This window comes from Paenibacillus sp. N22P23 (genome assembly GCF_059383735.1).
Genome location: NZ_JBXENT010000001.1, coordinates 720,802 through 747,289 on the forward strand (window position 1 = coordinate 720,802; position 26,488 = coordinate 747,289).

The following is a 26,488-nucleotide window of genomic DNA, read 5'->3' on the forward strand; positions in this document are numbered from 1 at the left end:
ACGACCAATGAAAAAAGATTCAACCACAGTATTCGATGTATTCAACTACAGTGTTCAAATTATCTTCACGCTCATGTGCGTATACCCGTTCTATTATATCTTGATCTATTCGTTCAGCGATCCGCAACAGGCGCTCAAAGGCGTGTTTCTAATCCCGAGGGGGCTGTCCATTGTCAATTATACGACGATCTTCCAGCTCGATAATATGCTTCATTCGTTTGGGGTTTCCGTGCTGCGAACGGTTATCGGAACTGCGCTCACCATCGCATGCTGCTCGTGGTTTGCTTATGCCGTGACGAAGAACGAGCTGTATCTGCGCAAATACATTTATCGTTTCCTGGTCATTACGATGTATTTCAACGCCGGTCTGATTCCGTGGTACATCACGATGAAAGAGCTCGGCTTGAAAAACAATTTCCTTCTCTACATCCTGCCTGGTGCAGTTGTCGCTTATTATGTGGTCCTGCTGAAGACGTTCATTGAACAGCTTCCGCAAGCGCTGGAAGAGTCCGCCATGATCGACGGCGCAGGTCATCTGAAAATCTTCACGAATGTCATCTTCCCGCTATCGATGCCCATTGTAGCCACCATTGCCGTATTCGCTTCGGTGGGGCAGTGGAATACCTGGTATGACAATTACTTCCTTGTCTCAAGTGACAATCTGCAGACGCTGCAGCTGATTCTGTACAACTATTTGACCGATGCGCAGCGCATCGTGGCAAGCAGTAACATGCAGGATCTGAATCGTGGTCTGGCTTCCAAAATATCACCGGACTCCATCCGCATCACGATTACGATGGTCGTCACATTACCGGTTATGCTGGTGTACCCGTTCTTGCAGCGATATTTTGTCAAAGGACTTATGCTTGGTGCGATTAAAGGATAACAAGGTTTGGCTTCGGCTCCAACTGCTGTAGGATGCAATAGCCCAATAGAGGCTGTCATCATAGAAATTAAATTCGGGAGGTCATGGTATGAAGGGGAACAAAGCATTACGCGGCAAGGCAGCAATGATGCTGGCCGCTATGCTGGTAGTATTGTCAGGCTGCGGTGGAAACTCGAATAATACAAACAATACCGCTACGACGAATGCACCGGCAGCAAGCGATAACACAACAACGGCGACTACGAACAACACCGCCGCAACTACGGACGAAGCTGCCGCGACCAACGAAACGACAGAGCCTGCCAAGGCACCTGTTACATTGAAAGTACAAGTAAACAGCACGACGAAGGACTTCGAGAACACCGAGGTCTACAACGAAATAACGAAACAAACGGGCGTAACGATGGACCTTGAAACGTTCGACGAAGAGAAGTTCAAAGTACAGCTTGCAGGCGGTGATTTACCGGATATCATTCAAGTGAAGAACGTTGGAACAACTTACTTGAAACAGCTGGTTGAAGGTAAGAACATCATTCCGCTTGATGATCTGGTGAAATCGAATGGACCTGATATTCTGAAACCTGTCTTCGAGAAGAGTATTGCGTACAGCAAGAAATTCTGGAGTAATGATACGGGCCAACTGTATGTCATTCCGGTACAAATCGGTAACGCAGGCTGGGGCTTTGACCAACAAATCGGCTTTAACGTACGTTGGGATTATTACAAGGAGCTTGGCTATCCGGAAGTGAAAAATATCGATGATATGGTTAACATCTTGGCTGATATGGTTGCCGCGCATCCGAAATCCAAGGACGGCAAGAAGGTATACGGAACGGCAATTTGGAATGACTGGGGCACATGGGGCTTAAACGGCATGGGGCTTCTGACAAATCCAGGCGACCCTGTTGTCAACAATTACACGGATGTACCGAAGAGCGGCTTCTGGGCAACGTCGGAATTCTTGTACAAATCCAAGCAAAAAGGCATTCTTGATCCGGATGCATTCACAGCGAAATACGAGGATCTCGTAACGAAGGCTTCCCAAGGTACATTGCTTAACTCCATCGCAACATGGCCGTTCCAAGCCGCGAATGGCGAGCTTCTGAAAGAAGGCCCGGATAAAGGCTTCGTAACGATTCCGCTGGATTGGGGCTTCGCATGGACCGGCGGCTCGACAATCGCAGGCTGGGGCGACCGTGCTTGGGCGATTACGTCGAATTGTAAAGATCCGGCTCGCGCTATGGATTTGATCAACTTCTTGTCCTCTGAGCAAGGCTCACGTCTGATTGAGAGCGGCGTTCAAGGCGTTCACTGGGATATGGTAGATGGTAAACCGACAATGAAACCGGAAGTTGTAGCACTGGCTGCAGCAGGCGGCGACCCTTGGAAGAAAACAGGGATTAACATGATGGCGAACCAACAAGGTCTCTCTGACAATACCGTTCTTAGCGACGGTTTCCCGGTCAACCTGTTCAACTCGCCGGAAGTATATGCAACGAAGCTTAACTCGCTTAACAAAGATTATTCCGAGCACTACGGTGTTGCTTACCCAGCCGCTGCGTACAAGAAGTATGCAGATGAAGGCAAAGTGAAGACGCTTGATGTGATTCCGCAAGACGTGCAGGCTGCAATGGCACCGCCGCCGGAAGACATCAAACGGATCCAAACGAAGTTGGATGATCTGATTACGAAAGGCATTCCGGAAATCGTCTTGAAATCGAAGAATGATGAAGATTATAAAGCAAGACAACAGAAGCTGATCGATAAGCTTAACGATGCAGGCGCTGATCAGTACTACCAATGGCAGCTTAAAGCCTTCGACGAAGCGAAAGCTAAATTTGAATAATCGGTTGATGCTGGCTTAAAACATGCAGCGCCGGACTGTTGAGAGGAATCAACTTGTCCGGCGTTTGTGTTTTTTGCCATGTAAGAGAGGAGACAGACATGGGAATTGGCAGACAGGAATTGAATGGCGCATGGAAGCTGCGCGGAGCAGACGGACAGCGAGGCGCGGTGAAGACGCATCACTTATTCGAAACGGATGCTGCAAAGTGGATGGATGCGACGGTACCGGGAGAAGTCCATTTGGAGCTCATCAAGCAGGGGCTGATTGAGGAGCCAACTATTGGACTTAATGCGTTGTCCTCAAGGTGGGTAGAAGAGAACTTATGGAGCTACAGAAGAAGCTTCACCGCTTCTGATGAAGCGATCAACAACCATGCTTGGTTGATTTTCGAAGGACTGGATTACCATGCGAAAATCTATCTCAACGAAGAGTTGATCGGCGAGCACGCTAATTTCTATCGACCTTGCAAAGTATCTGTGACCGGCAAGCTGCGCAAGGAGAATCTGCTTGTCGTCGTGCTGGACAGCGGATTACATATGGCTGGCAGCAAATCCGTTGAAGGCTACTATGAGAACTCACAGGATCATGAGCTCCATAAGCGGATATGGCTTCGCAAGCCGCAAAGTTCATTCGGCTGGGATTGGTCGGCCCGCTGCGTGAATGTCGGCATTCATAAGCCTGTTGCGCTTGAATGGGCGACGAGTGTTCGGCTCGATGATGTCGTTATTCTATCTCAAGTAAATGAAACGATGGATGAGGCGGTCGTGACTGTTCGCGCATTCGTAGAAGGCTGCGGGGAAAGCGCCGTTTCAGGCAAGCTGACGGTCCGAATCGGCGGCGACACGAATGCCGTCCAATCGTTTGACTATACAATTGAACCCGGCATGCGGCGGCTTGAAGCCAAGTGCACTGTGGCACAGCCGAAGCTGTGGTGGCCGTCAGGTCAAGGGGAGCAGCATCTCGTTGAGATAGCCGTGGAACTGCTTGCTTCGGGCGAACTCGTCGGGACGCGCACGAAGCGGATCGGATTCCGCAAGCTGCGTATCAATCAGGATCCGCATCCCTCCGGAGGCAGTTACTTCTATCTGGAGGTTAACGATCGCCCGGTGTTCGCGAAAGGCGCGAACGCAATCCCGGCAGATATGATTTTCTATCGCGCGGACCGCGCACGCTACGAAGGGCTAATCAGTCGGGCGCTCGAAGCGAACTTCAATTTCTTGCGTGTCTGGGGCGGCGGCGTCTACGAGACGGATGACTTCTATGAGCTGTGCGATGAGCACGGGATTATGGTTTGGCAGGACTTTGTATTCGCCTGTGCGGACTATCCCGTGACAGATGCCTCGTTCATGAGCAATGTGAAGCGGGAGGCTATCCATAATGTCCGGCGTCTGGCGCATCATCCGAGCCTTGTGATGTATTGCGGAAACAATGAGAACGAGTGGCATACCTTCAATCGTGAGGAAGGCATTATCTACCCGGACTATGCACTCTACCATCATATCCTCCCCCGCATCGTACAAGAGGAGGATCCCGGCAGGTATTATCAGCCAAGCAGCCCGTTTTCTCCGGATCATCAGTATCCGAACGCAAACGATCGCGGCGATCAGCATCCTTGGTCAGTCGGTTTTGAAAATAACGATTTCCGCGAATATCGCGAAATGATCTGCCGATTCCCTAATGAAGGCGGCATTCTGGGCACGACAAGCTTGCCAGCCACTTATGCTTGTTTGCCTGAGAGCGGGCGCCATGTGTGCTCCTATGCGTGGCAGCAGCATGACAATGCGGTTGACTCTTGGTTCGCGCTGTCGGCACCGGATAAGCAGATCAGCGACTGGACCGGACTTGATCCGCGCGGCATGTCGATCGAGCAATTCGTCTATTACGGTGGCTTGATTCAAGGAGAAGGCTTAAGAGAATATATTGATAATTTCCGGAGGCGCATGTTCGACTGCGCTTCGGCGATCTTCTGGATGTTCAACGACTGCTGGCCGGCTACGCGCAGCTGGACAATCGTCGATTATTATTTGAACCGGACTCCGGCGTTCTATCCGGTGAAGCGGGCGTTCCAGCCGATTTCTGTCGTGGCGGCCAAAGAGGGGCAGACGGTTCGCATGTTTGGAATCAATGAGACCGAACAAACGTGGGTCGGGGAGTTGAATGTAGGCCTGTTCCGTTTCTCCGGCGAATATGTGATGGATGAGCTTCGCAAAGTGGAATTACCGCCGAATACATCCGTTTGTGTGATGGAATTCAGCGATGAGCAGTGGGAAGAAGCGGGAATTGCCGAAACGGCTGTTTTCGCAAAGCTGCTTAATGAACAAGGCGTTACAGTGGCGCGGAATCGGCTGATTCTACCTCGTTTTGTCGAGATGAAATGGGATAAACCGCGTATTGAAGTGGCCAGAGAAGATGCGTATGCGGTGTTCCGCAGCGACGTCTTTGCATGGGGCGTTTGTATCGATTTGGATGGATTGAAGCCGCTATCGGATAACTTCTTCGATGTATGGCCGGGGATGGCTTATCGGATTCCGTGGCCGGAGGATCAGGAGCTGCCGATCGTCCATTATGTTGGGAATTTAGTTGAATAATTTTATGTGAGGCGGCAGTGCGCGAATGGAGCGTACCGCCGCCTTTTCAAATCAAATGTCCAAAAACAGTAGAAATCTTCATTTCACCAATCGGCTTCGAAACGCTATACTTTTACTTGGGTTAGAAAGCGTTTTCATAACTGATCGTTTTGCGAGGAATAGCTTCTTAGGCATGGGAGGTAGGTAGATTCAGGTGAAGTGGAGCTGCTGATTTCAAGTCCTCGATTTCAGAGGTTTGAGATACAATCTTTTAGTGAGGAAGGGTGTAATTGATGAGGAGAAGATTCATCTCGTACTTTCTGATTGCGGCATTGCTGTTGACCGGCTATGTCACGGCAGCCCCGCAGAAGGTATCCGCAGCAGGCAACACGTACTACGTCGATGGCATGAACGGCAACGACACAACCGGCACAGGCAGCACGGGAAGTCCGTGGAAAACGATCAGCAAAGCGGCAAGCATCATGACAGCAGGTGACACAGCCAAAATCCGTACCGGCATTTATCGCGAAACGGTCAAGCCGACTAACTCGGGTACTCCGGGCAATGAAATCACGTTCCAGCCGGATACCGGCGCAGATGTCACGATCAGTGGCGCGAATCTCGTAACCGGTTCGTGGTCGGTTCACTCCGGCAGTATTTACAAGGCAAGCGCTGCACTGCCTATGGGCGATTACTTGGATTCGGTGTACGTCGATGGGATTGCCAACAATTTGGCCCGATCCCCGAATACAGCGGTCGGCAACCTGTACGATCCGGCCCTCTATCACTATAACAACACCTCAAACCGTGGACTGCTCGTCGATTCCACCAATCTGACGCAGGCTGCCGGCTATTGGGATAATGCTTCTGTTTTTGTGGAGGATTCCGGCGAATGGAACTTCAGCAACGCGCTGGCAACCACCTATACCCCCGGTAATTTGAATCTCAAAACCTCGCAAAATGCATACAGCCTTAAATTTTCCACCTATGATAACACACTCAAACTGCTTGGCGCAGGCGGGGCCGTATTAGGCTCCTACAATGTAACAATCACTCAGAACACGACCTATAACCTGAAGGTTACGACATCCGGCAGCACCATTAATGTCTATCTGAATAATGGAGCATCGCCTGTCATCACAGCGACCGATTCGAATTTGAAGGAAGGAAGCTTCGGCTTAGGCGTGGAATCGAGCAGTTCCACGACTGCAGCAAAGGCGGAGTTCACCAATGTTAACGCAACCATCACAAGTCAAGATCCGAATCAAGCGACAGGCAGAGAGGCAGCACCTTTCACGAGTAACATCAAAGGCTGGTTTGCGCCGGAATCTACGGGGTACTGGAAACCAAGCGGAACTACGCTGTTTGGCTATACACAGCCGCAAACGTCAGGAACAACAGCTTGGTATGAGTCGACGACGACCGCGAAGGATTTTACGTACTCGGCAGACGTGAAGCTGACGAGCGCAGGTACGGCATATCTTGTGTTCCGCAAAGAAATGCCGCCGGGCAGCGTCATCGATTTATCCAACTGGGGCTATGGAGCGGCAGAATATTTTATCATGGGCAAGCTTGCCGCGCTTGATTATCCGGGGGAATGGTACTATGACAAAACAGCCGGTCAGCTATACTTGCGGACAACGGCAAGCAATAGCCCGGCATCCCACACGGTTGAGTATAAAGCGAGAAATTTGGCGTTTGACTTGTCTGGCAAATCCAATATCGTCATTAAGAATGTGAAGCTGTTCGCAGCGGCCATTGATACGACAGATGGTTCTAACAATGTCATCGACGGTATCAATGCCAAATACGTATCGGAGTTTAACCGAGCGATCACGTATTCGGCCGGAGTGTGTCTGTGCGGGACGAACAATACGCTGAAGAACAGCGAATTGCAGTATTCATCAGGCGCTATTGTCACCATTGAAGGAGATAACAATAAGCTGATCAACAACTCCATTCATGACGGAACATATGGACCAATCGTCTTCAACTCCGTCGTTGATATTACCGGGAGAGGCCATCTGATCAGCCACAATACAGTCTACAACTCAGGAAGATCGCTTATCGGAGGCGAATTCTTCGCGACGGTCATCCAGTATAACGATTTCCATCATGGTAACTATTTTGCCAAGGATACCGCGATGTTATATACGGCCCATAATGATCTCGGGAACTCGGAGATTCACCACAATTATTGGCATGACAGCGTCAGCCGCACAAACGCGGATGCCAACGGTTCAGGCGGGTGGACCGGTGGGATCTATTTGGACGAATCATCGGCCAATGCCCTTGTTTATAAAAACGTGACATGGAATTTATCGTGGGTTGGCGTTGTCGTCAATCATCTCTCGGACTATGTCATGGTCTATAACAACACGACGCATAACTTCTCGGGTATCCGGATTTCGGAGCCGACCTACGGAATCGATGCTTACAAGGACCGCATTGCCAACAACATTGCGCTTCAAGAGTTCGGTATGGGCGCTTCCGCAATCGGTGCGGTGTTCAGCAACAATATGACTTCCGGTTCGCCGCTTTATGTCAATACAGCAACGAATGATTTCCACTTGCAGTCCGGATCAGGTGCCAAGGATATCGGACTTGCGATCAGAGGGATAACGGATGGTTTTACCGGTTCTGCACCTGACGCCGGAGCCTATGAATTCGGCGGCACGAACTGGACGGCAGGTCACAACTTCGCCAGCCCGCCAAGTCCTGTCTATCAGCTTGTGGATACGGATTACAAGAATCTGGTGATTAACGGCAGCTTGGATATGAACCGGATGCGCCATCTGGCGGTAGATAGCTTGTATGGATGGACAAAGACAAATTCACAGACGGCACAGCCTGCCTACGACTACACCGGTGGCAAGGTTTCGAGCAGATTTAGTTATGAGACCGCCGCCAGCCTGGGTACAGGGGCAGATGGAATCGAGCAGACGATTACCGGCTTGACGCCAAATACAACCTATGAACTTTCGGGTTATCTGCGGGCCGGCTCTTCCGGGCAAACGGTCCGACTTGGTGTCAAAAATTACGGCGGCAGCGACACGTACCAAGAGAACACCACGACAGCATGGGTGAATAAGACGTTTACCTTTACAACCGGCGCCGCCAATACAAGTGCGACGATTTATGGGTTGAAGCCGACGACTGGTGGTTATGCTTTCGTCGACGACATTATGCTGTCCGCGACCACTGCAATATCAGGCAGCGACACAACTGCTCCAAGCGCTCCAACGAGCTTGGCAGTTGCTTCAGTAACGGATACAACTGCATCGCTGACGTGGACGGCATCGACGGATAATGTGGCTGTGACGGGATACAGAGTCTACCGTAATGGCGCGGAAGTGGGGACGCCATCCGGAACCAGCTTTACGGATAGTGGATTGACGGCTAGCACGACCTATACGTATACGGTAAAAGCAATCGATGCCGCAACCAATCTATCGGCAGCAAGCAGCTCGGTTAACGCTACTACGAGTGCCGGTTCGAGCGGCGGTTATTCGGAAAACTTCGAAAGCACGACGATTGGGCAAATGCCCGCCGGCTGGACGGTCAACACAGCGGGTGGCGCGGTGTCCGTACAACAAGTTGCTGACGGAGCAAATACGACGAATCGCGCATTGACTTTAACGCAAACGTCGGCGAACTATGGGGTGGCGGATGTTAGCGCGACGAAGTCGTTCACCGCGGCAACGGGAACGGTAACGATCGATACGCGCATGAAGGCGAATCAGACGAACGCGCTCACCGCCAGCCCAGTCTTGATGAACAGCAGCGGAACACCGATCGTGCAGCTCGGCTTCCGAGATAACGGTAAGTTCGCTTACGTCAGTTCAAGCCTGGCATGGACGGACACGACGATGACGTATGCGGCGAACCAATGGTACGATGTCCATATTGTGGTCAATCTGCCTGCGGGAACGTTTAGCCTGACGATCAACGGTACAGCTGTATTAACGAATGTGCCTGTAATGGCTTCATCCAGCAATCTGTCGCAAATTAATTTCTCGTCAAACATGTGGTACACAGGGGCAGTTTCTTACGACAATATCCAAGTCGGTACCGGTGGTGGCGGATCCGGGGATACGCAAGCGCCGACTGCTCCGACCGGTTTGGCTGCAGCTTCGGTGACAGCTGCAACCGCATCGTTGACGTGGACGGCATCGACCGATAACGTTGGCGTGACCGGATACAAGGTTTACCGTGGTGGCGTTGAAGTAGGAACCGCTTCCGGAACCAGTTTTACGGACAGCGGCTTGACGGCGAATACAACCTACACGTATACGGTAAAAGCTTACGATGCCGCAACCAATCTGTCGGCAGCGAGCAGTTCTGCAAATGCCAAAACGAACATTTTCGCGGAATGGTTTGATGCCACGACGATTGGGCAAATGCCTGCGGGATGGACGGTCAACACTTCAGGCGGCGGAGCGTCGGTACAGCAGGTTGCTGACGGAGCCAACACGACGAATCGTGCGTTAACCTTGACGCAATCGAATTACGGGGGTGCGGATGTCAGCGCCGTGAAGTCGTTCACATCCACTTCGGGAACGGTCACGATCGATACGCGAATGAAAGCGAATCAAACGAATGCGCTCATCGCCGGCCCGGTGCTGCTGAACGGCAGCGGAACGCCGATCGTGCAATTCGCCTTCCGGGAGAACGGGAAGTTCGGCTATGTCAGTTCAAGCATCGCCTGGACCGACACATCGATGTCTTATGCGGCGAACCAATGGTACGATGTCCGTCTCGTCGTGAATTTGACGGCAGGAACGTTTAATCTGTCGATCAACGGTACAGCTGTGTTAACGAATGTTCCTGTGATGGCATCTGCAACCAGCGTTTCACAGCTTTCATTTGTCACCAACATGTGGTATTCCGGCGTGGCTTCCTACGACAAAATTCAGATTTCACAGTAACAAGAGGTGATTAAGGGTTAGCACATGCGTTAACCGCAGGCTGTCGAGAAAGTCTCGACAGCCATTTTTTTATCTATACATCGTGAGCAAAACTTTAACGGTTGTCAGCGTGGCTATTTCATGAAAATGAGCCAGTTGTAAACTCTAACGGTTGTGACAGACGTTATTTGCAGTAAATTGGTCGATTCTAGTGGAAAACGTTCAAATAAGCTCGCTAGTAACCGTTAGAAAATAAAAAGGGTAAATCTATGCCAAATAACCACTGTCACAACCGTTAAAGTTGGAAAGCGACAAAGTATACACAAGATCGCCAACCAGCCTTCCACGCAGGCAGGTTAAGGCGATCTTGTTGTTTGGGAGTGTGAAGACCTTCATTTCTTTGGACCCTAAGGCAATTCGTCCAAAAATCGTAGATTACTTCATATTTGGTCTTGCTTCCGGCTCGTATACTCGAAAGTGTGAGAGTGGGATTCCATGACTATTGAAGATCGAGGTGTACGGATGAAGCTGACGTATGACGGAAAATCATTTATGAAGGATGGCGAGCGGATTTGGATTGTGGGCGGTGAAATCCATTATTTCCGTCATCCAAGAAGCGAATGGAGAGACGTGCTGCTCCGGGCTAAGCGTGCCGGATTAAATACGATTTGTACGTATGTGGCATGGAATTTTCACGAAGTGACGGAAGGTCAAGTGGATTTCGCTGGCGACAAGGATCTTGCCGCTTATATCGACCTTATCGGGGAGCTGGGTATGTACGCGATGCTGCGCCCAGGTCCATATATTTGCAGTGAATGGGATGGCGGCGGTATACCGGCTTGGCTGTGCGCGAATCCGGTTCTTCGATTCCGAGAGGACGATCCCGTCTATATGGCTGCCGTAGAAAGCTGGTTCGATCAGCTCATTCCGATCATCAGTGAGCGACAGATTACGCGTGGCGGCCCTGTCATCACCATTCAGAACGAGAATGAATATCCCGGCGGCTGGGATGAGTCGATGCGCCGCTATCTCTATAAAATCAATGAAATCTATTATGGACACGGCATCGAAATTCCGATTCTGGCCTGCAATGTCCATGGTGCAACCCCTACAACGGTTAAGATCAACGATTCCACGGATGCCGCGGATCAATTTATCGATGAAAGCATGATTCTGACCTACAACCATCATGTTGAGGTTGAGCCTGTGTATGACCTGAAGAGTAAGCAGCCGAATGCGCCGCTGATTACGACCGAATTCTGGTGCGGTGCACCGATCTATTGGGGCAATCAAGTCACTGATTGGCCGAACCGGCTCGATCTAGCACGAGCGGTTTATGAGTATACTTCATCCGCCACGCAAGTTTGTTATTACATGTTCGAAGGCGGAACCAACTTCGGGTTCTGGGGCGGCAACAATATTGCCACCTCGTATGCCTCCGGTTACCCTGTCGGCGAAGGCGGGAAGCTGACGGACAAATATTATGCGGTGCGTCCGCCAAATTTGTTTATTTCGCATTTCAACGATTACATCATGGATAGCACAGAGGTTAAGGATCGCGGCGGCATGACATGCGAAGAAGGCGTGCGGCTTATTGTCCGTGAGAGCGACAAAGGCTCACTAGCGTTTGTGTCGACGGCTGCTGCGAAACGGGAGCTTACGATTACGACCAAGGCAGGGAAGCAGCTGACTGTTCATCTAGGCGAGGTAGCCGCGGCGGTTATTCCGATTGAACTGCAGTTGTTTGGTGCTTCAGGTGAGGTAACGATCAATTACAGCAGTCTTTGCCTGCTGGCTTGCAATGAATCGAAGAAAGTTATTGTGTTGTACGGTCCGGCGGGGACAGAAGGTGTTATTAGTGTAAATGGCATTGAACACGACTTGTCCGTTAAGAGGCGGAAGGTACAGCACACGGCAGCAGATGGCGTTAACATTATCGTTGTTGATGAAGAAATGGCCAGAAGATGCTGGATCGTCGAAGATCATATCGTCTTCGGCCCAGATTATGCGGCTGAGCAGCAAGCTGACGGTTCTCTTGATATTCGGGTAAGCGATGGTACGCCTGAGGTCGTATATCTCGATGCGAACGGACTTCCGGTCAGTCGCACCTTTAAGCATAAGACGTTGGAGATCACCCTTCCAGAGCTTCATTCGTGGAAAATAGCGCCTTGTCCGGAGATTCATGCTGGGGCATCTGCGGATTGGTCAGCACTTGATAAACCTCATTCCCATGAGGACTTAGGTGTCGTTCAAGGGTACCTCTGGTACAGTGCAGAGCTGGAGTGGGACAAAGACGGAGTGGAGACGATGCTGCTCAGTCATACGCCAACGCGGGCAACTGTGTTCGTGAATGGACAACTATGCGGCATCCATGCAGAGCGCAGATCCGTGCGAATGAGAGACGAATACGGACATCCGGCGGATTGGGCATTCGAGGAAATTACCGTAACGCTGAAGAAAGGAACGAACCGCTTCGTCTTCTTATCCGATGATCTCGGTCACAATTATGACGTGCCGATTGCAGTCGGTATTCAAGGACCGGTCGTTGTCGGCTCGCGCAGGGTTCAGATCGAGACTTTCCGTGAAGTGAGTGCTCAGCCGATGTCCGCACAAGCATTCCACTTCTTATATAACCGATTCTACAGAGAACAAGAGCCGCTGCCAGCAATAGAATTTGATCTTGCGCTGCAGGCGGATCAGCAATCTTTCATTATGATTCATGGCGTAAAGGCATGGGTGACGATGAATGGCGAAGAAGTGTTGCCTTTGTCTTATCCGGACTCGCCGTGGACGATGTTCTCCCAAATCAAGCGATGGATTACATGGCAGCTTCCAGTGCCAGCTGCGGGCGGCGGAAAGCTCAATGTCCGGATTCATTACGCCGAGAATGTGCCGGATGCAGTGAAGGAGAATTTGGCTGTTTATGTGGCGCCGAAATCAGGTGAACTGACCAATTGGCAGTGGAAGCCTTGGGAAGAAAGCGGCGACTTCTCGGCATCGCAGCTTATGAACGGCCATGCCAAAGAAGAAGAAGGACTTGTGGTTCTGCTTCCGGTGGGAAACAGGGTTGCTAGGAAAGGCAGAGCATTGAAACCGGCTTATCTGGAGACTCATTTCAAGCTGCCGGATGGTGATCGTCCCGTCTATCTTCTAATCGGGGAGCTGCAGAAAGGACAAATTTTCTTGAATGGCCATAATGTCGGACGGATGTGGGCCTACGGCGGCACGCAAGATCGCTATTATTTACCGAGAAGCTGGATGAAGGCGGAGAATGAGCTGATCATCTTCGAGGAGCTCGGGTTACATCCGCAGAACACTTCACTGGTAATTGGCGATGCCGGCAATTGGAGCAGTGTAAAGCTGCAATTCGAGCAGAAAGAAGCTCATAAGGGGTGATTTCGGTTTGACTACTACGAAGACGGAGACCCTATATGTCGCGCCCAATGGGCTGGATTCCAATTCCGGTACGAAGGAGCAGCCGTTAGGGACGCTAGTTGAAGCGCTGAATCGCACAAGAGCAATGAGGTCCGAAGCTGATGCGAAACGCATTCTCATGCGCGGAGGACATTATTACGATGTCAGCTTGACGCTCAGCAAGGAAGATGCGGGGCTTCAGATTGCAGCCTATCCGGATGAACATCCGATTCTGTTCGGCGGCTCCCCGATCACGACTTGGCAGCGGGAAGGTGATTGGATCACGGCACCGATTGCCGGGGTGCATGATCGTGAGCTGGATTTTCGGCTGATTGAAGTGGATGGAAAGTATCGGCAGCGCTCGCGCCTGCCTGAGCAAGGCGCATTCCGTCACTTGAACGAATTTCAGGTGGAATGGCTGTCCACTTTCGCGGGCGGATGGAAGCGCCCGCCGACAGAAGAAGAAATGATGTCGTTACGCGTGAAGCGAGAGGATGTAGCAGAGTGGCTTGATGCTCGTAATGCGGAGCTAACCCTTTATCACGAATGGGATGAATCGCTTCTTGGCGTTGCAGCTGTTCGATCAGAAGGCGATGAATCCGAAATTCAGTTCTTATATGCGCCTGGACATCCTCCGGGTGCATTCTATGAACGCAATGACAATGCGCGAACCTATGTGATTTGGAATGTGCGCGAGGGCTTGAGGCAGCCGGGGCAGTGGTACTTAGATCGAACGAACGAGAAGCTGTTCTATTGGCCGCTGCCCGGCGAGGAAATGGACCGCATGCAGCTCATTGTTCCTTCGAAGGAGCATATCCTCTATCTGGGGCCGGGTGCACATGATCTTCGGTTTGAAGGACTAACCTTCGCGTGTGCGGCTTCGCCACTCTCAGCAGGAGGTTTCGGGGCGATTTCCGTGAGTGCCGCCATCCACGGTGAAGAGGTTGAAAGGATCATATTTGAAGGCGTAACCGTACGGAATACGGGCGGTTGGGCTTTCAATCTGAGCGGTAATGACATCCGCCTGCACGAATGCCATATCCATCACACCGGAGCGGGCGGCCTGAAGTGGAAAGGCGAAGGTGTTCGGCTGGAGCGTTCACGCATCCATGATATTGGGCTGTCGTATCAGAGTTCGATCGCCGTCAACAGTGATGGTACGGGGCATACCATCGCCCACAACGAAATTTATAATACGCCTTACAGCGGGATCGCAAGCAGCAGCCCGAATACGGTGATCAACGGGAATTTATTGTATAACACGATGCAATTTATGAAGGACGGCTCCGCGATTTATATTTGCTGGTATAGCGACAACGTGACCGTAAGCGGAAATGCGGTGTTTGCTAAGACGAACTCATCCGAGAAGATTCGCAGATATGCGTACTACTTAGATGAGAAATGTACGAATTGTTCCGTGCAAGGCAATTTGGCGGTGAATCTCGGTGTTCCTATGCTCAGTCATATGACGCGTGATTGCCGATTCGAGAACAATATATTTATGGATCAAGGGCTGCAGATCGTCTCGGTCTTGAATTCATCCGGCACCATTTTCGAACGGAATATTCTCCTAGCAGGTGCGATTGAAATCCATACCCCGCAGGGGAATCCGGAAGGTATGATATCGGAGGAATATGACTCGCATCCGTATATGAGCACATTCTCCTCGTCGGATGGGATCATATCCTTTCAGAACAATATGTTGGTTAGCCGGATTCATTCGAGACGATTCAAGCGATATTTTCATTATAAGGCCATTCATGAATATGAACTGCAAGAGGAAGACGGTAACGTATTTGCTGACCCCTTGTTAACAGGACCCTCTGCAGGGGAGTTTTCGTACGATGCGAGTTCAATGGCAAGGTCACTCGGAATCCGTCCGTTATCTTTTGTTGATGTAGGCTGTGACGGGCGATTTATTGAGGTATATAAACAATTCAACAGCGAACAAAATGATGACGGAGAGAGGTCGTAGCGAGATGGCAAGCACCGTTGCACCACATATGAAATGGTTTATGGACGATCGATTCGGCATGTTTATCCACTGGGGGCTCTATGCGATACCGGCGCGAGGTGAATGGGTACGCAGCCTGGAGAAGCTGTCCGCAGCGGATTATGAGCCGTTCTTCGAGGAATTTAACCCTATTAAATATAACCCGAAAGAATGGGCCAAGGCTGCTAAAGCAGCAGGAATGAAGTATGCGGTTATGACGGCAAAACATCATGATGGCTTCTGCTTGTTCGATAGTAAGCTGACGGATTACAAAGCTACCAATACCCCGGCAGGCAGGGATTTGATCCGTGAATATATAGAAGCCTTCCGCTCGGAGGGGCTTCGCGTTGGGCTTTATTATTCCATCATCGATTGGCATCACGAAGACTATCCGCACTTTGGGGACAAAATTCATCCTATGCGTGATAACGAAGACTATCGAGATCATCGCATCGAATTTGACCGTTATCTTACCTACATGCACGGACAAGTCAAAGAACTGCTTACGAATTACGGGACCATTGACGTCATGTGGTTCGACTTCTCCTATGATGACATGACGGGAGAGAAATGGAAGGCGACCGAGCTCGTACAGATGATGCGCAGCTTGCAGCCGGACATCGTGATCGATAACCGTTTAGGCGGCGATAAGAAATCGGCAGAACCTGAAGTGTACGCCGGAGATTTTATGAGTCCGGAGCAGCTTCTGCCGCCGGAAGGTGTTGTGAATGAGGCAGGCGAGCCGATTCCTTGGGAGGCGTGTATTACGCTGAACGATCATTGGGGCTATTGCGCAGGTGACAACAACTACAAGTCGCCGAAGACCGTCATTCGCGGGCTGGTCGAATGCGTGAGCAAAGGCGGCAACCTGCTGCTTAATGTCGGACCTAACGCGAAAGGAGAAATCCCACGGCAATCACTCGAGATCTTAGCCGAAGTCGGCCGGTGGATGGATGACAACGGCAGCAGCCTATATGGCAGCGGTCCCGCCAAGCTGGAGAAACCGGAGTGGGGTCGTTATACGCAGAATGGCAAATACTTATACGCTCATATTTATGATCGAGGCATGGGGCCGATTAACTTCCGCGGTTTGAATGGCAAGATCAAGCGCGCCCGTCTGCTCGCAGACGGTACGGAGATCAAAGTAGAAACACCGTGGAATGCCTGGGAATATCCACATGATGCCTTTATTATCTTCAGTGGCGCATCGCTCCCGGATGACATCAATACGGTAGTGGAGCTTGAATTGTTGGATAATGCGTTAGATGATTAACTACATTAATTACTTCATGTAGAGCAGTGTTGCAGTTGGAGAGCCCGCTTGAGCAAGGAGCGAGGGGGTCTTCGGCAGCAATGCTGTTCTTCTTTTTCATAATAGAGTGGGGTAATATGGAAGAAGTGGAGGTGATTGTTATGGACGAGATTAAACCTAACAAAATAACGCGGAGAGCATTTATCGGTAATACTGGCAAACTTGCCATAGGAGTAGTTGGTGTATTGGCAGGGACGAGCGGCTTGTTCTATTACGGGGCGATCAAGCATCGAAGTGCAGGTAAGGAACCTTTGCCGCAGAACTATGCGCTGCTGGGTGAATTCAACTGGTTAATGTCATTAAATAGTGTCACGAAAATAGAATACGAAGCCACCTACGTCGATGCATGGAATACCAAGCCGCTGAAGGGATTTGTCTATGTGGCTAGAGATGCGGAGAGAAAGGTGCGTATCATGTCGCCGGCTTGCACCCACCTCGGATGTACGATCGCACCTGCTACTGCAGAGCAGAAGAGTGCGGCAAAGGACAAATCGCTTTACTTTCAATGTCCCTGCCACGGTGCTCAGTTTGACCAAGTTGGAAATGCCATCTTTGTCGTAACTAGAGGCCTTGATTTATATGAACCGATTATTATTGACGGCAACGTGTATATCGATATTATGAAACCGATGATGCAGGAAGAAGCATAGTTACGTTACATATTGCGGTCTGCCACTTGAATCAGGTAGGATTTAAGAGCGCGGCATTCATGAAAGCGCGCTATGCAATTTAGGAGGAAATTAACGTGGCTAATCAAGAAGGATATATTGAAGTACCTGGCGGAAGGGTCTGGTATGTGCGAGTTGGTGACACAGGGAAAACGCCGTTAGTCGTGCTGCATGGCGGACCTGGTAATGTGCATGATCCGCTCAAGTCCGTGCTAAGCGCTTTAGCGGATGAGCGGCCGGTAATTTTCTATGACCAGCTTGGCTCTGGCAATTCCGATCGACCCGAGGACCCATCATTATGGAATACCGAACGATTCGTAGAAGAACTCGCATGCATACGCGAAGCGCTCCATCTGGATGATATGCATTTACTTGGGCATTCGTGGGGAACGATGCTGGCATCGTCCTATTTCATACAGCGTAAGCCAAGAGGCATCAGAAGCTTGATTTTGTCCAGCCCATGCTTAAGTGCGCTTCGTTGGAAACAGGATGCGGACCGTTTGCTTGCGCAGCTGCCGGAAGCTTCTCAGCAGATAATAGCACGCCATGAGGCGGAAGGGACTACGGACACCGAAGAATATGGGGAAGCCATTAAGGCTTACTACAATCGGCATGTGTGCAGACTCGATCCTTGGCCGGCTATTATGGCAGAGAGCAGGCCGAAAGGGAACAAAGAGGTTTATCTGTCCATGTGGGGGCCATCAGAATTTTGTCCGACCGGCAGCTTGAAGACCTATGATGTCACGGCACAGCTTCATGAAATCAACGCTCCGACGTTGTTTGTTTGCGGCAGATTTGATGAAGCGACTCCTGAGGCGACGCAGTATTATCAATCCCTCGTTCCAGGCGCGAAGCTGCATGTATTCGAGGAAAGCTCGCATATGGGGTATTTAGAAGAGACGGACGCCTACTTGCAAGTGGTTCGTCAGTTTATTCGCGAGGCAGAGGACAAGGATAGCAATCATGGTCATTAATGAAACGGAGTTTCCACTGACTCGCGCATCTATTGCTCAAGCATTGACGCAAATAGGTGTAACACCGGGAATGACCTTACTCGTTCATTCCTCGCTTAAGTCATTCAATCGATGGATCGTCGGCGGCGCCGAAGCTGTCGTACTGGGACTAGAGGATGCCATTGGAGAAGAAGGTACACTGGTTATGCCGACGCACAGCGGGGATTTATCCGATCCCGCTCTTTGGGCAAATCCTCCGGTACCGCAGGACTGGTGGCAAACCATTCGGGAAGAGATGCCTGCTTTCTCCCCGGATCTGACGGTAACGCGGGGTATGGGTCAACTGGTGGAATGCTTCCGCAAGCAGGATGGAACGCTGCGCAGCCAGCATCCACAAGTATCATTCGCAGCACGTGGACCGCGGGCAGCGTTTATTATAGAGAACCATTTGCTAGCCTTCGCTCTTGGAGAGCATTCTCCACTTGCTAAATTATACGAATGCGGCGCTTATGTACTGCTGCTGGGCGTTGGACATGGCAATAATACTTCGCTGCATTTATCCGAGTATCGGGCGATCTACCCGGGTAAGAGCGAAGTTACGCAAGGAGCGCCGATTGAGATTGATGGCGTCAGAGAATGGGTGACCTTCCCGGATATTAACATCAATTCGGATGATTTTGCTGAGCTAGGCGCAGCCTTTGATACACATGCCGGTGCCTCTATGAAGTCGGCTCTCCTGGGAGAGGCTGAAGTTAAGCTGATGTCGCAGCGAGAGCTTGTTGATTTCGGTATACACTGGCTTACTAGCTTCCGGAAACAGTAATCAAGGCTAAGCGGATTTGAACCCCATTTCCCCCCTATCCATAAGTGGATAGGGGGTTTTGCGCGTGTGTCCAAGCAGCTTATTTTACCGTTCCCGTTCTATTTTTCGATGTCAGGTTTTCTAGTATTTCATTTATATTACAGATGCATGCGGGGGACTTTCTTCTCTTTATTCCACGCATATTTTCAAATATTACTAAGTAAAAATGAGTATCGCAATCATTACGAGCGAGCACATTTTGTGTGAAAAGGAAGTGTAGCCATGAGGAGTTATCAGTGGATCAAGTGGCGCAAATTCCTCATAAGGCTCACCGTCATCGTCATCATTGGCGTGTTGGTGTGGTCAGGAGGGCCCCAAGTCTGGGGGATTACGCTGAGCATAGTCAGTCTCCTATTCCAGCTGGTCTTCGCTATGATGTTCATGATCGTGCAATTCGCAGCCCTATTCTGGTTCCTTGCCAGGGGAAGAACCTATTGGATTCTGCCCGGCGAGACCGGCGCCACCTGGGACGATTACCGAGGGAATCCCGAAATTGTAGAGAATGCGAAGCGGATTGTAATCCTGCTCAAGGGGGTTAAAGAGTTCAAGGAGATGGGAGGAGAAGCGATCCGGGGATTCCTGCTTTGCGGTCCACCGGGTACAGGTAAATCCTACTTGGCTCAAGTTATTGCGAATGAGGCACAGGTTCCCTTCGCTTACGCATCGGCACCGAGCTTCCAAAACATGTTCTTTGGGGTCGGTAACCTCAAAGTCATGCGTATTTATAAGAAGGCTCGAAAGCTTGCCAAAATGTACGGTGCGTGCATCATCTTCATCGACGAAATTGACGCCATCGGCATGAAACGCCAATCCGGCGCAGGCGCAATGGGCGGGATGATGGGGATGGGCGGCGGTTCGGGGCTCCTCAATGAGCTGCTCCTGCAAATGGATCCGCCTAATATCGATAATACGAGAATTGCGAAAATGATGCGTATGCTCGGGCTGCGCCGCAAGAAAGCGGATCGACCGGCCGTGCTTACGGTCGCAGCGACGAACTTGCCGGATGTTCTCGACTCCGCGCTGCTGAGGCCGGGACGGTTCGATCGCCAGCTTTGGATCGATACGCCGGATTACGACGGCCGTGTGGACGTCTTCCAATACTATCTCAAGAAAGTGAAACATGATTCTTCCCTTACGCCGGAGAAGGCAGCCTTGGATACAATTGGGTACAGCCCGGCTCAAATTAAGCATATCGTCAATGAAGCTGTCGTCATCGCTCATCAGCGCGGTGTCTTTGTCGCCGAATATCCGGATTTCCGCGTTGCAATGGAGACGTATGAGTGGGGACTTAAACAGCCGCTGCGCTCCATGCGTCCCGATGAGAAACGAAACGTGGCTTACCATGAGGCGGGTCATGCGGTTGCCCAGTATTTGCTGAAGCCGCACGATCGGGTATGGAAAGTAACGATCGTTCGGCGCGGGAATGCGCTCGGTCTTGCTGCCACCAAGCCGACGCATGAGCGGTATAACCGGAGCGACAGCGAGATTTTGGCCAGTATTCAGGTCTGTTTGGCAGCTAGGGCGGTTGAAGAGCTGTTCTTAGGGAAGAAGTTAAACGGCGTGACCTCCGATTTGCAGCAGGCCACGAATATGGCGGGTGCTTATTTGGGTGCAGTTGGTATGGGCGATGAATTGTTCAGCTTCCTGGCTGTCGGTTCCCAAGCGGATGCGCTCCGGTCGCTGCGGCCGAAAATCAACGAGCTGCTTAAAGATATGATGAATCAAGTGAAGAAACTCGTATCGGATCATACGGAATTTGTGGATACGATCGCAGAAGAACTGCTGAATCAGGATGACTTGACCGGCGAGGAAATCGAGCAAATCTATATTAGGCTCTATGGTCAGAACAGGCCGGAACCGTCGATTATTCGGACGATCATATTCGACCAGCCGTCTAAGATTAAAGAAGTTGAGGCAGCAGAGGAGTCAGAGGAAGAAGTTGTGGAAGAAGAGAAGGAAGTTACGGAAGAGGATGGCGATACGGAGAAACCGGAAGAGTCTTGAGACTGAAAGATTGTCGATTAGAAGCAGTGGCTGCTTAAGTGCAGCCGCTGCTTTATTTGTGTCGGTAAAGATCGAAATAGGAGTGAAAAAGACAAAGGATAAGTCGGATTTAAACTCGAATTAATAATCTAAGCTCATCGTGCAATACGATGCAAGTTGCTTGGCGGGAACGTAAATGTCAAGGAGGGCAATCATGTTTGTGAGATGGGGTCAAAATGACAAGTATTTGGGGGAGCCTTCGTTTGTTCACGATGAAGTCCAATACAATCTGCTTTATCGCATTACAGCGATAGAAGACTCGTTATGCATACGTTCCGTAGATGGTCAACTCTTATTTGCGCAATCGATGGGGAATAACGGTTGGTTGTGGACACCAAGAACGCTAGCCGGAGATGAAGAGAAGCGGCTGCTTCAAGGGTTGGTCAATCATCTGGATGGTCATTTGCTGCCTGGCATTTCCGGCGCGCCACACACTGCATATCCTTTTGCAATTGAATATTCCAGGGCGAACAATCTTCGGTATACCACTCAAATGACGATGGAAGCGTATCATTGTCCATTGGTAAACATGCCATCGCATGTCAAGGGGGACGCGGGTCTCGCGGCGCAGCAAGATGTTGACGTCGTTGCATTGTTTCTCGCCGGATTCTCGGAAGACGCACATGGAAAAAAAGTTGAACCGGAGAGTCAGATCGAGTCGGCGAAGCGGTATATCAACGCTGGCGGGCTTTATCTGTGGCGCAAGCAAGGTGAAGTGGTGTCGATGGCAAACATTGCCCATCGATCGCCGAGACACGGACGTATCAACGCCGTGTTCACGCCGCTGCGATTTCGGAAGAAAGGGTATGCGAGTGCAGTTGTGGCCGCAGTTTCCGAGCAGTTGATTCAAGAGGGGCTAATACCGATGCTTTATGCTGATGTGCGCAATCCGGATTCCAACAAAATATATCGAAACATCGGCTTCATGCCAAACGGGCAAATTTCAGATATTGGATTTAGTCCGAACTGAATGGTTGAATTTAAGAAAGACACCTCGAATCCTATTAATGGATGAACGAGGTGTCTTTTTTTATAGAGTTGCGCCCTAACAACTGCCAAGATAGCAGCATAGTTATAAATAAGGAGTAAGGAAGCTATTTTGGCTGATTAAAGGGGGAAGCAGCGCGGACAAATGGTTACGATAAGCCTTTGTATGATCGTGCGTGACGAAGAGCTGGCACTGGAACGATGCCTATTATCGATCCATGATCTTGTGGATGAAATCAACATCATAGATACGGGATCCGCCGACCGTACGAAGCCAATTGCTCGGAAGTTTACGGAACATATTTATGATTTTGAGTGGATTGATGATTTTGCTGCTGCTCGTAACTTCGCTTTTCAGACAGCAACTAAGGATTATGTATTGTGGCTGGATGCCGATGACACCATTGAAGAAGAAGATCGGATCCGCTTCAAACTGCTGAAGCATGCATTAACGACTTCAGTTGATAGAGTGACGATGCCTTACAATTTAGGGTTCGATAATGCCGGCAACGTAACGTCCAGTTTAAGGCGCAATCGACTTGTGCGTAGGGAATGCAATTTCCAGTGGATCGGGCCTGTTCACGAGTATTTAAATGCTTGGGGACCGGTGCTGGATAGTGATGTTTGCGTCACGCATAAGAAGGAGAAAACGTACACCGATCGGAATCTGAAAATTTATCAGAAACGGCAAGCGGCAGGCGAAGAATTCTCCATTCGTGACTTGTATTACTTTGCCAACGAGCTGCGTGATCATAGCATGGATGCAGAAGCCGTCGTTTATTATGACAAGATGCTGAAGTCCGGACAAGGATGGATTGAGGATAACATTCAGGCTTGCCTCAAAATGTCGGAGTGTTATCAACGATTAGCAAACAAGGAAATGCAATTCAACTCACTTACTCGCGCGCTCCATTATGAGCGTCCGCGACCCGACGTGTCCTGTGCGATAGGGGCTTATTTCTTGGAGGAGAAACACTACGAGACCGCTATTTACTGGTATCGCCAAGCAACTGAAGTGCCCCAACCGGCGACGATGGGAATGGTGAATGCAGCGATGTCGACGTGGTATCCACATCTGCAGCTCTGTTTATGTTACGACAGACTGGGGCAGTATGAGACCGCCTATGCCCATAATGAGACTGCACTGACGTTTAACCCGACACATCCGAGTTTATTGTATAATCGCAATTATTTTGCAGAGGTTCGTAAGCTAGGAGGTACAGCTTAAACGAAGGGGGCAGTGACGAGTGACAGAGAGACATGGGCGAATAACACTTTCCATGGTTGTACGGAACGAAGCAGGACGATATTTGCGACAAGCGCTCCTGCAGCATCGCGAATTTATTGATGCGGCGGTCATCATTGATGATTGCAGCGACGACGAAACCGTTGCGATTTGTCAGGAGATGTTGGCGGGTTTACCGCTCAAAATCGTAACGAACGAACGATCGGAGTTCAGCAATGAAATCGAGCTTCGCAAGCGGCAATGGGAAGAAACGACAGCTACGAATCCAGAGTGGATCTTGAATCTGGACGCCGATGAAATCTTCGAGGCCAATATGCGTGATTATGTGCCTGCGCTGGTTAATCAGCATGCGGTCGATACATTTGGTTTCCGTTTATACGATATGTGGAGTGAAACGCATTACCGGGAAGACCGCTGCTGGCAGGCACATCTCTTCTATCGGCCGTTCCTAGTAAGATACCGGCCAGACGTGGTCTATAGATGGAAAGAAACACCGCAGCACTGTGGACGTTTTCCGCTGAATGTGCTCGAATTTCCTTTTGGCATCCATGAGGCTAGGTTGAAGCATTACGGCTGGGCGACTCCGGAAGACCGACAGTACAAGTATGAGAGGTATATGCGTCTTGATCCGGGTGCCAGATACGGGTGGAAGGAGCAGTATGATTCCATTCTCGACCCGGCACCTCTGCTTCAGGCATGGACGGAATAATAGGAATGGAGACTAGAACGTGTTGACGAAGAAACGTGTGCTGATCGCCAGTCCTGTCAATCAGGTCAGGGTTATTTTGGAGCCATTTCTGGAGTCGCTGCTGGGGCTGGAGAAGAACGAAATCATCGTTCATTATTTGTTTATCGACGATAATCAGGATCCGGCGTCGAGCCTCCTCCTACAGGAGTTTCAACAGAAGGCAGGCCATATCGAGCTTCTGCCGTACATGAGTCTCAACTCGCCAGCCTCCGGTAATCCAATCTACTACAAGGATGAGAATACTCATTATTGGAAAGAGGATTTGATTTGGAAGGTCGCTGAAATGAAGGACTATATGATCCGAAAGGCGATTGAGCAGCGGTTCGACTATATCTTTCTGATCGATTCTGATTTGGTCCTTCATCCCGGGACGTTGGAGCAGCTTGTCCAAGCGCAGTGTGATGTAGTCTCGAATGTATTCTGGACGAAATGGCAGCAAAGCGGGATGGAGCTCCCGCAGGTGTGGTTGTCGGATGAATATGTCTTATACGATAAGAAGCGAGAGGAACATCTGCTGCCTGCTGAAATTACAGCCCGCACGCAGCAGTTCTTGGAGCGGCTTTGGATACCTGGGGTTTATGAAGTAGGCGGTTTAGGCGCATGCACCTTGATCAGTCGCCAAGCGCTTCTTGCCGGTCTTCGCTTTGCGAAAATTCCAAACCTCAATTTCTGGGGGGAGGATCGACACTTCTGTATTCGGGCGGCCGCCATGGGTTTTCCATTACATGTAGATACTCATTATCCAGCTTATCATATCTATCGAGAAGCCAATTTAGCCGGACTAGAAGCCTTTAAGGCAAATGGGCACAGAACGGTGCGGGATCGACTGGGCAATGCGAAATGGCTGGAGCAGCAGGAATGCTATGATTTAGCTGTCGTGCAATATGAAGCTTATTTGGAGGAGGAGAGTGGATCGCCTGAGCAAATGGCTGGCGCAGCCATTAGCCAGGCAGCATGCTGGGAGAAACGGGGGAATCAGCTTAATCAATTAAGATCACTGCACCGTGCACTCGTTTTTGGAGTTCCGCTGCCAGAATGCTGCTGCCAACTCGGAGCCGTATATGTAGAAAGGAAGGAATGGCAGCAGGCCATTGAAGCCTACACCGCTGCTGCGAACATGAATGAGCAGGAAGTACCCTTTGAAATATGGAGCAAGTATTGCACATGGCTCCCTCATTTGCAGCTGAGCCTGTGTTATGACCGTTTGGGGTTGTTAGAGGCAGGCAATCGCCACAATGAACTCGCTTACTCCTATAAACCGGATCATCCCTCTATTTTGTATAACAAAGCTTACTTTACAGAAGCGTTAAAGGGGATAGACACGCAGCATGATTGAATAGAATGTCCTCTTTTGAGATATTTTCAAAATGCTGCATCTCGCATCTCATCTTGTATTCCGCGAAAGCTAACGAATCGTAGAGGCCTTATTTGGCCGAAATTCAGAGCTTCGAGAATCTAACGAATCGTAGCGGCCTTATTTGGTGATAATCGGCTCCCAACACCTCCAAAATCGTCAATTAGAGCTCCTACGATTCGTTAGAATATTTTCGGTGCCATTAATGGGGAAATAAGGGCTGTACGATTCGTTAGCGTTTTCTGTGCGAATCTAACGAACCGTAGTGACGCTTATGGGTAGGATTCCGATTTGATTTGATATAAAGGCGACGTGCACCGCATATGGCGGTAAGCGTCGCCTTTTTGTTAGCAAGAGGTTGTTCGCTTCTTTAATAACAGCCGGAAACAGGACAAGCCGCCCCATTGATCGGTGTAAAGAGCATGCTGCGGCAGCGCCGTATCGATCTCATGCGGCATCCAGTACAGTGTCCTCGGCTCCGGCAAATAACGAACACCACTGATATTCATAAGGCCGGCTCCACCAAGTGCTCGGAAGCGGAAAAACGAAATCACTGGAATACGGATCACTGTCAAGAATAAATCGTGATACGAGGTCGGACGGAGGCAAACGGTTCAAACGTTCACACTCCTTTACGGTCGATCGTTCGTATTTTGATGATAGTTTATGAGTGGAGCGATCCTTTTTGTTCGGCCGACTGCG

At 50.3% G+C, this 26,488-nt stretch carries 16 protein-coding genes; 15 read left to right on the top strand and 1 reads right to left on the bottom strand.

Features of this window, described 5'->3' with window-relative positions:
* Positions 1-7 precede the first annotated feature (7 nt).
* The 15 genes from AC506A_RS03625 to AC506A_RS03695 all read left to right on the top strand — a co-directional run bounded on the left by AC506A_RS03625 (position 8) and on the right by AC506A_RS03695 (position 25,768).
* Complete coding sequence (locus tag AC506A_RS03625) at positions 8-886, top strand: carbohydrate ABC transporter permease (protein WP_495459606.1); 879 nt, start codon at positions 8-10, stop codon at positions 884-886.
* Positions 887-974: 88 nt separating this feature from the next.
* Positions 975-2,732: a type 2 periplasmic-binding domain-containing protein gene (locus tag AC506A_RS03630; protein ID WP_495459607.1), complete on the top strand. Its 1,758-nt coding sequence runs from the start codon at positions 975-977 to the stop codon at positions 2,730-2,732.
* 98 nt (positions 2,733-2,830) lie between these two features.
* Positions 2,831-5,320: a glycoside hydrolase family 2 protein gene (locus AC506A_RS03635; RefSeq protein WP_495459608.1), complete on the top strand. Its 2,490-nt coding sequence runs from the start codon at positions 2,831-2,833 to the stop codon at positions 5,318-5,320.
* Positions 5,321-5,592: 272 nt separating this feature from the next.
* Positions 5,593-10,227 (top strand): fibronectin type III domain-containing protein, encoded by a 4,635-nt coding sequence (locus tag AC506A_RS03640; RefSeq protein WP_495459609.1) that lies wholly within the window; start codon positions 5,593-5,595, stop codon positions 10,225-10,227.
* Between the two features lie 474 nt (positions 10,228-10,701).
* Positions 10,702-13,602: a beta-galactosidase gene (locus tag AC506A_RS03645; protein WP_495459610.1), complete on the top strand. Its 2,901-nt coding sequence runs from the start codon at positions 10,702-10,704 to the stop codon at positions 13,600-13,602.
* Between the two features lie 7 nt (positions 13,603-13,609).
* Positions 13,610-15,595: a right-handed parallel beta-helix repeat-containing protein gene (locus tag AC506A_RS03650; RefSeq protein ID WP_495459611.1), complete on the top strand. Its 1,986-nt coding sequence runs from the start codon at positions 13,610-13,612 to the stop codon at positions 15,593-15,595.
* A 4-nt stretch (positions 15,596-15,599) separates the two neighbouring features.
* Positions 15,600-16,886 (top strand): alpha-L-fucosidase, encoded by a 1,287-nt coding sequence (locus AC506A_RS03655; protein WP_495459612.1) that lies wholly within the window; start codon positions 15,600-15,602, stop codon positions 16,884-16,886.
* Positions 16,887-17,026: 140 nt separating this feature from the next.
* On the top strand, positions 17,027-17,575 hold the full coding sequence (locus AC506A_RS03660; protein ID WP_495459613.1) for a QcrA and Rieske domain-containing protein: 549 nt from the start codon (positions 17,027-17,029) through the stop codon (positions 17,573-17,575).
* A gap of 95 nt (positions 17,576-17,670) precedes the next feature.
* A complete protein-coding gene (locus AC506A_RS03665; protein WP_495459614.1) occupies positions 17,671-18,567 on the top strand; it encodes a proline iminopeptidase-family hydrolase in 897 nt (298 codons plus the stop codon).
* Entirely contained in the window at positions 18,557-19,369 is an 813-nt protein-coding gene (locus AC506A_RS03670) for an AAC(3) family N-acetyltransferase (protein WP_495459615.1), read from the top strand. Before AC506A_RS03665 ends, AC506A_RS03670 begins: the two co-directional genes overlap by 11 nt.
* 261 nt (positions 19,370-19,630) lie before the next feature.
* Entirely contained in the window at positions 19,631-21,412 is a 1,782-nt protein-coding gene (locus AC506A_RS03675; RefSeq protein WP_495459616.1) for an AAA family ATPase, read from the top strand.
* A gap of 193 nt (positions 21,413-21,605) precedes the next feature.
* A complete protein-coding gene (locus AC506A_RS03680; RefSeq protein WP_495459617.1) occupies positions 21,606-22,421 on the top strand; it encodes a GNAT family N-acetyltransferase in 816 nt (271 codons plus the stop codon).
* A gap of 162 nt (positions 22,422-22,583) precedes the next feature.
* Positions 22,584-23,666 carry a glycosyltransferase family 2 protein gene (locus AC506A_RS03685; RefSeq protein ID WP_495459618.1) on the top strand — a complete coding sequence of 361 codons (1,083 nt, stop codon included), beginning with the start codon at positions 22,584-22,586 and terminating at the stop codon, positions 23,664-23,666.
* 19 nt (positions 23,667-23,685) lie between these two features.
* Positions 23,686-24,393 carry a glycosyltransferase gene (locus AC506A_RS03690; RefSeq protein WP_495459619.1) on the top strand — a complete coding sequence of 236 codons (708 nt, stop codon included), beginning with the start codon at positions 23,686-23,688 and terminating at the stop codon, positions 24,391-24,393.
* A gap of 19 nt (positions 24,394-24,412) precedes the next feature.
* Positions 24,413-25,768 (top strand): glycosyltransferase family 2 protein, encoded by a 1,356-nt coding sequence (locus AC506A_RS03695; RefSeq protein WP_495459620.1) that lies wholly within the window; start codon positions 24,413-24,415, stop codon positions 25,766-25,768.
* A 365-nt stretch (positions 25,769-26,133) separates the two neighbouring features.
* On the opposite strand, the gene AC506A_RS03700 is transcribed toward AC506A_RS03695, so the two are convergent.
* Entirely contained in the window at positions 26,134-26,295 is a 162-nt protein-coding gene (locus AC506A_RS03700; RefSeq protein WP_495459621.1) for a hypothetical protein, read from the bottom strand.
* Positions 26,296-26,488 lie beyond the last annotated feature (193 nt).

Excerpts from the sequence above, each read along its gene's own strand:
- AC506A_RS03635 (WP_495459608.1), top strand. The coding sequence starts at position 2,831 with ATGGGAATTGGCAGACAGGAATTGAATGGCGCATGGAAGCTGCGCGGA.
- AC506A_RS03675 (WP_495459616.1), top strand. The coding sequence starts at position 19,631 with ATGAGGAGTTATCAGTGGATCAAGTGGCGCAAATTCCTCATAAGGCTC.
- AC506A_RS03630 (WP_495459607.1), top strand. The coding sequence starts at position 975 with ATGAAGGGGAACAAAGCATTACGCGGCAAGGCAGCAATGATGCTGGCC.
- AC506A_RS03660 (WP_495459613.1), top strand. The coding sequence starts at position 17,027 with ATGGACGAGATTAAACCTAACAAAATAACGCGGAGAGCATTTATCGGT.
- AC506A_RS03655 (WP_495459612.1), top strand. The coding sequence starts at position 15,600 with ATGGCAAGCACCGTTGCACCACATATGAAATGGTTTATGGACGATCGA.
- AC506A_RS03680 (WP_495459617.1), top strand. The coding sequence starts at position 21,606 with ATGTTTGTGAGATGGGGTCAAAATGACAAGTATTTGGGGGAGCCTTCG.
- AC506A_RS03640 (WP_495459609.1), top strand. The coding sequence starts at position 5,593 with ATGAGGAGAAGATTCATCTCGTACTTTCTGATTGCGGCATTGCTGTTG.
- AC506A_RS03625 (WP_495459606.1), top strand. The coding sequence starts at position 8 with ATGAAAAAAGATTCAACCACAGTATTCGATGTATTCAACTACAGTGTT.
- AC506A_RS03670 (WP_495459615.1), top strand. The coding sequence starts at position 18,557 with ATGGTCATTAATGAAACGGAGTTTCCACTGACTCGCGCATCTATTGCT.
- AC506A_RS03700 (WP_495459621.1), bottom strand. The coding sequence starts at position 26,295 with ATGAATATCAGTGGTGTTCGTTATTTGCCGGAGCCGAGGACACTGTAC.
- AC506A_RS03645 (WP_495459610.1), top strand. The coding sequence starts at position 10,702 with ATGACTATTGAAGATCGAGGTGTACGGATGAAGCTGACGTATGACGGA.
- AC506A_RS03685 (WP_495459618.1), top strand. The coding sequence starts at position 22,584 with ATGGTTACGATAAGCCTTTGTATGATCGTGCGTGACGAAGAGCTGGCA.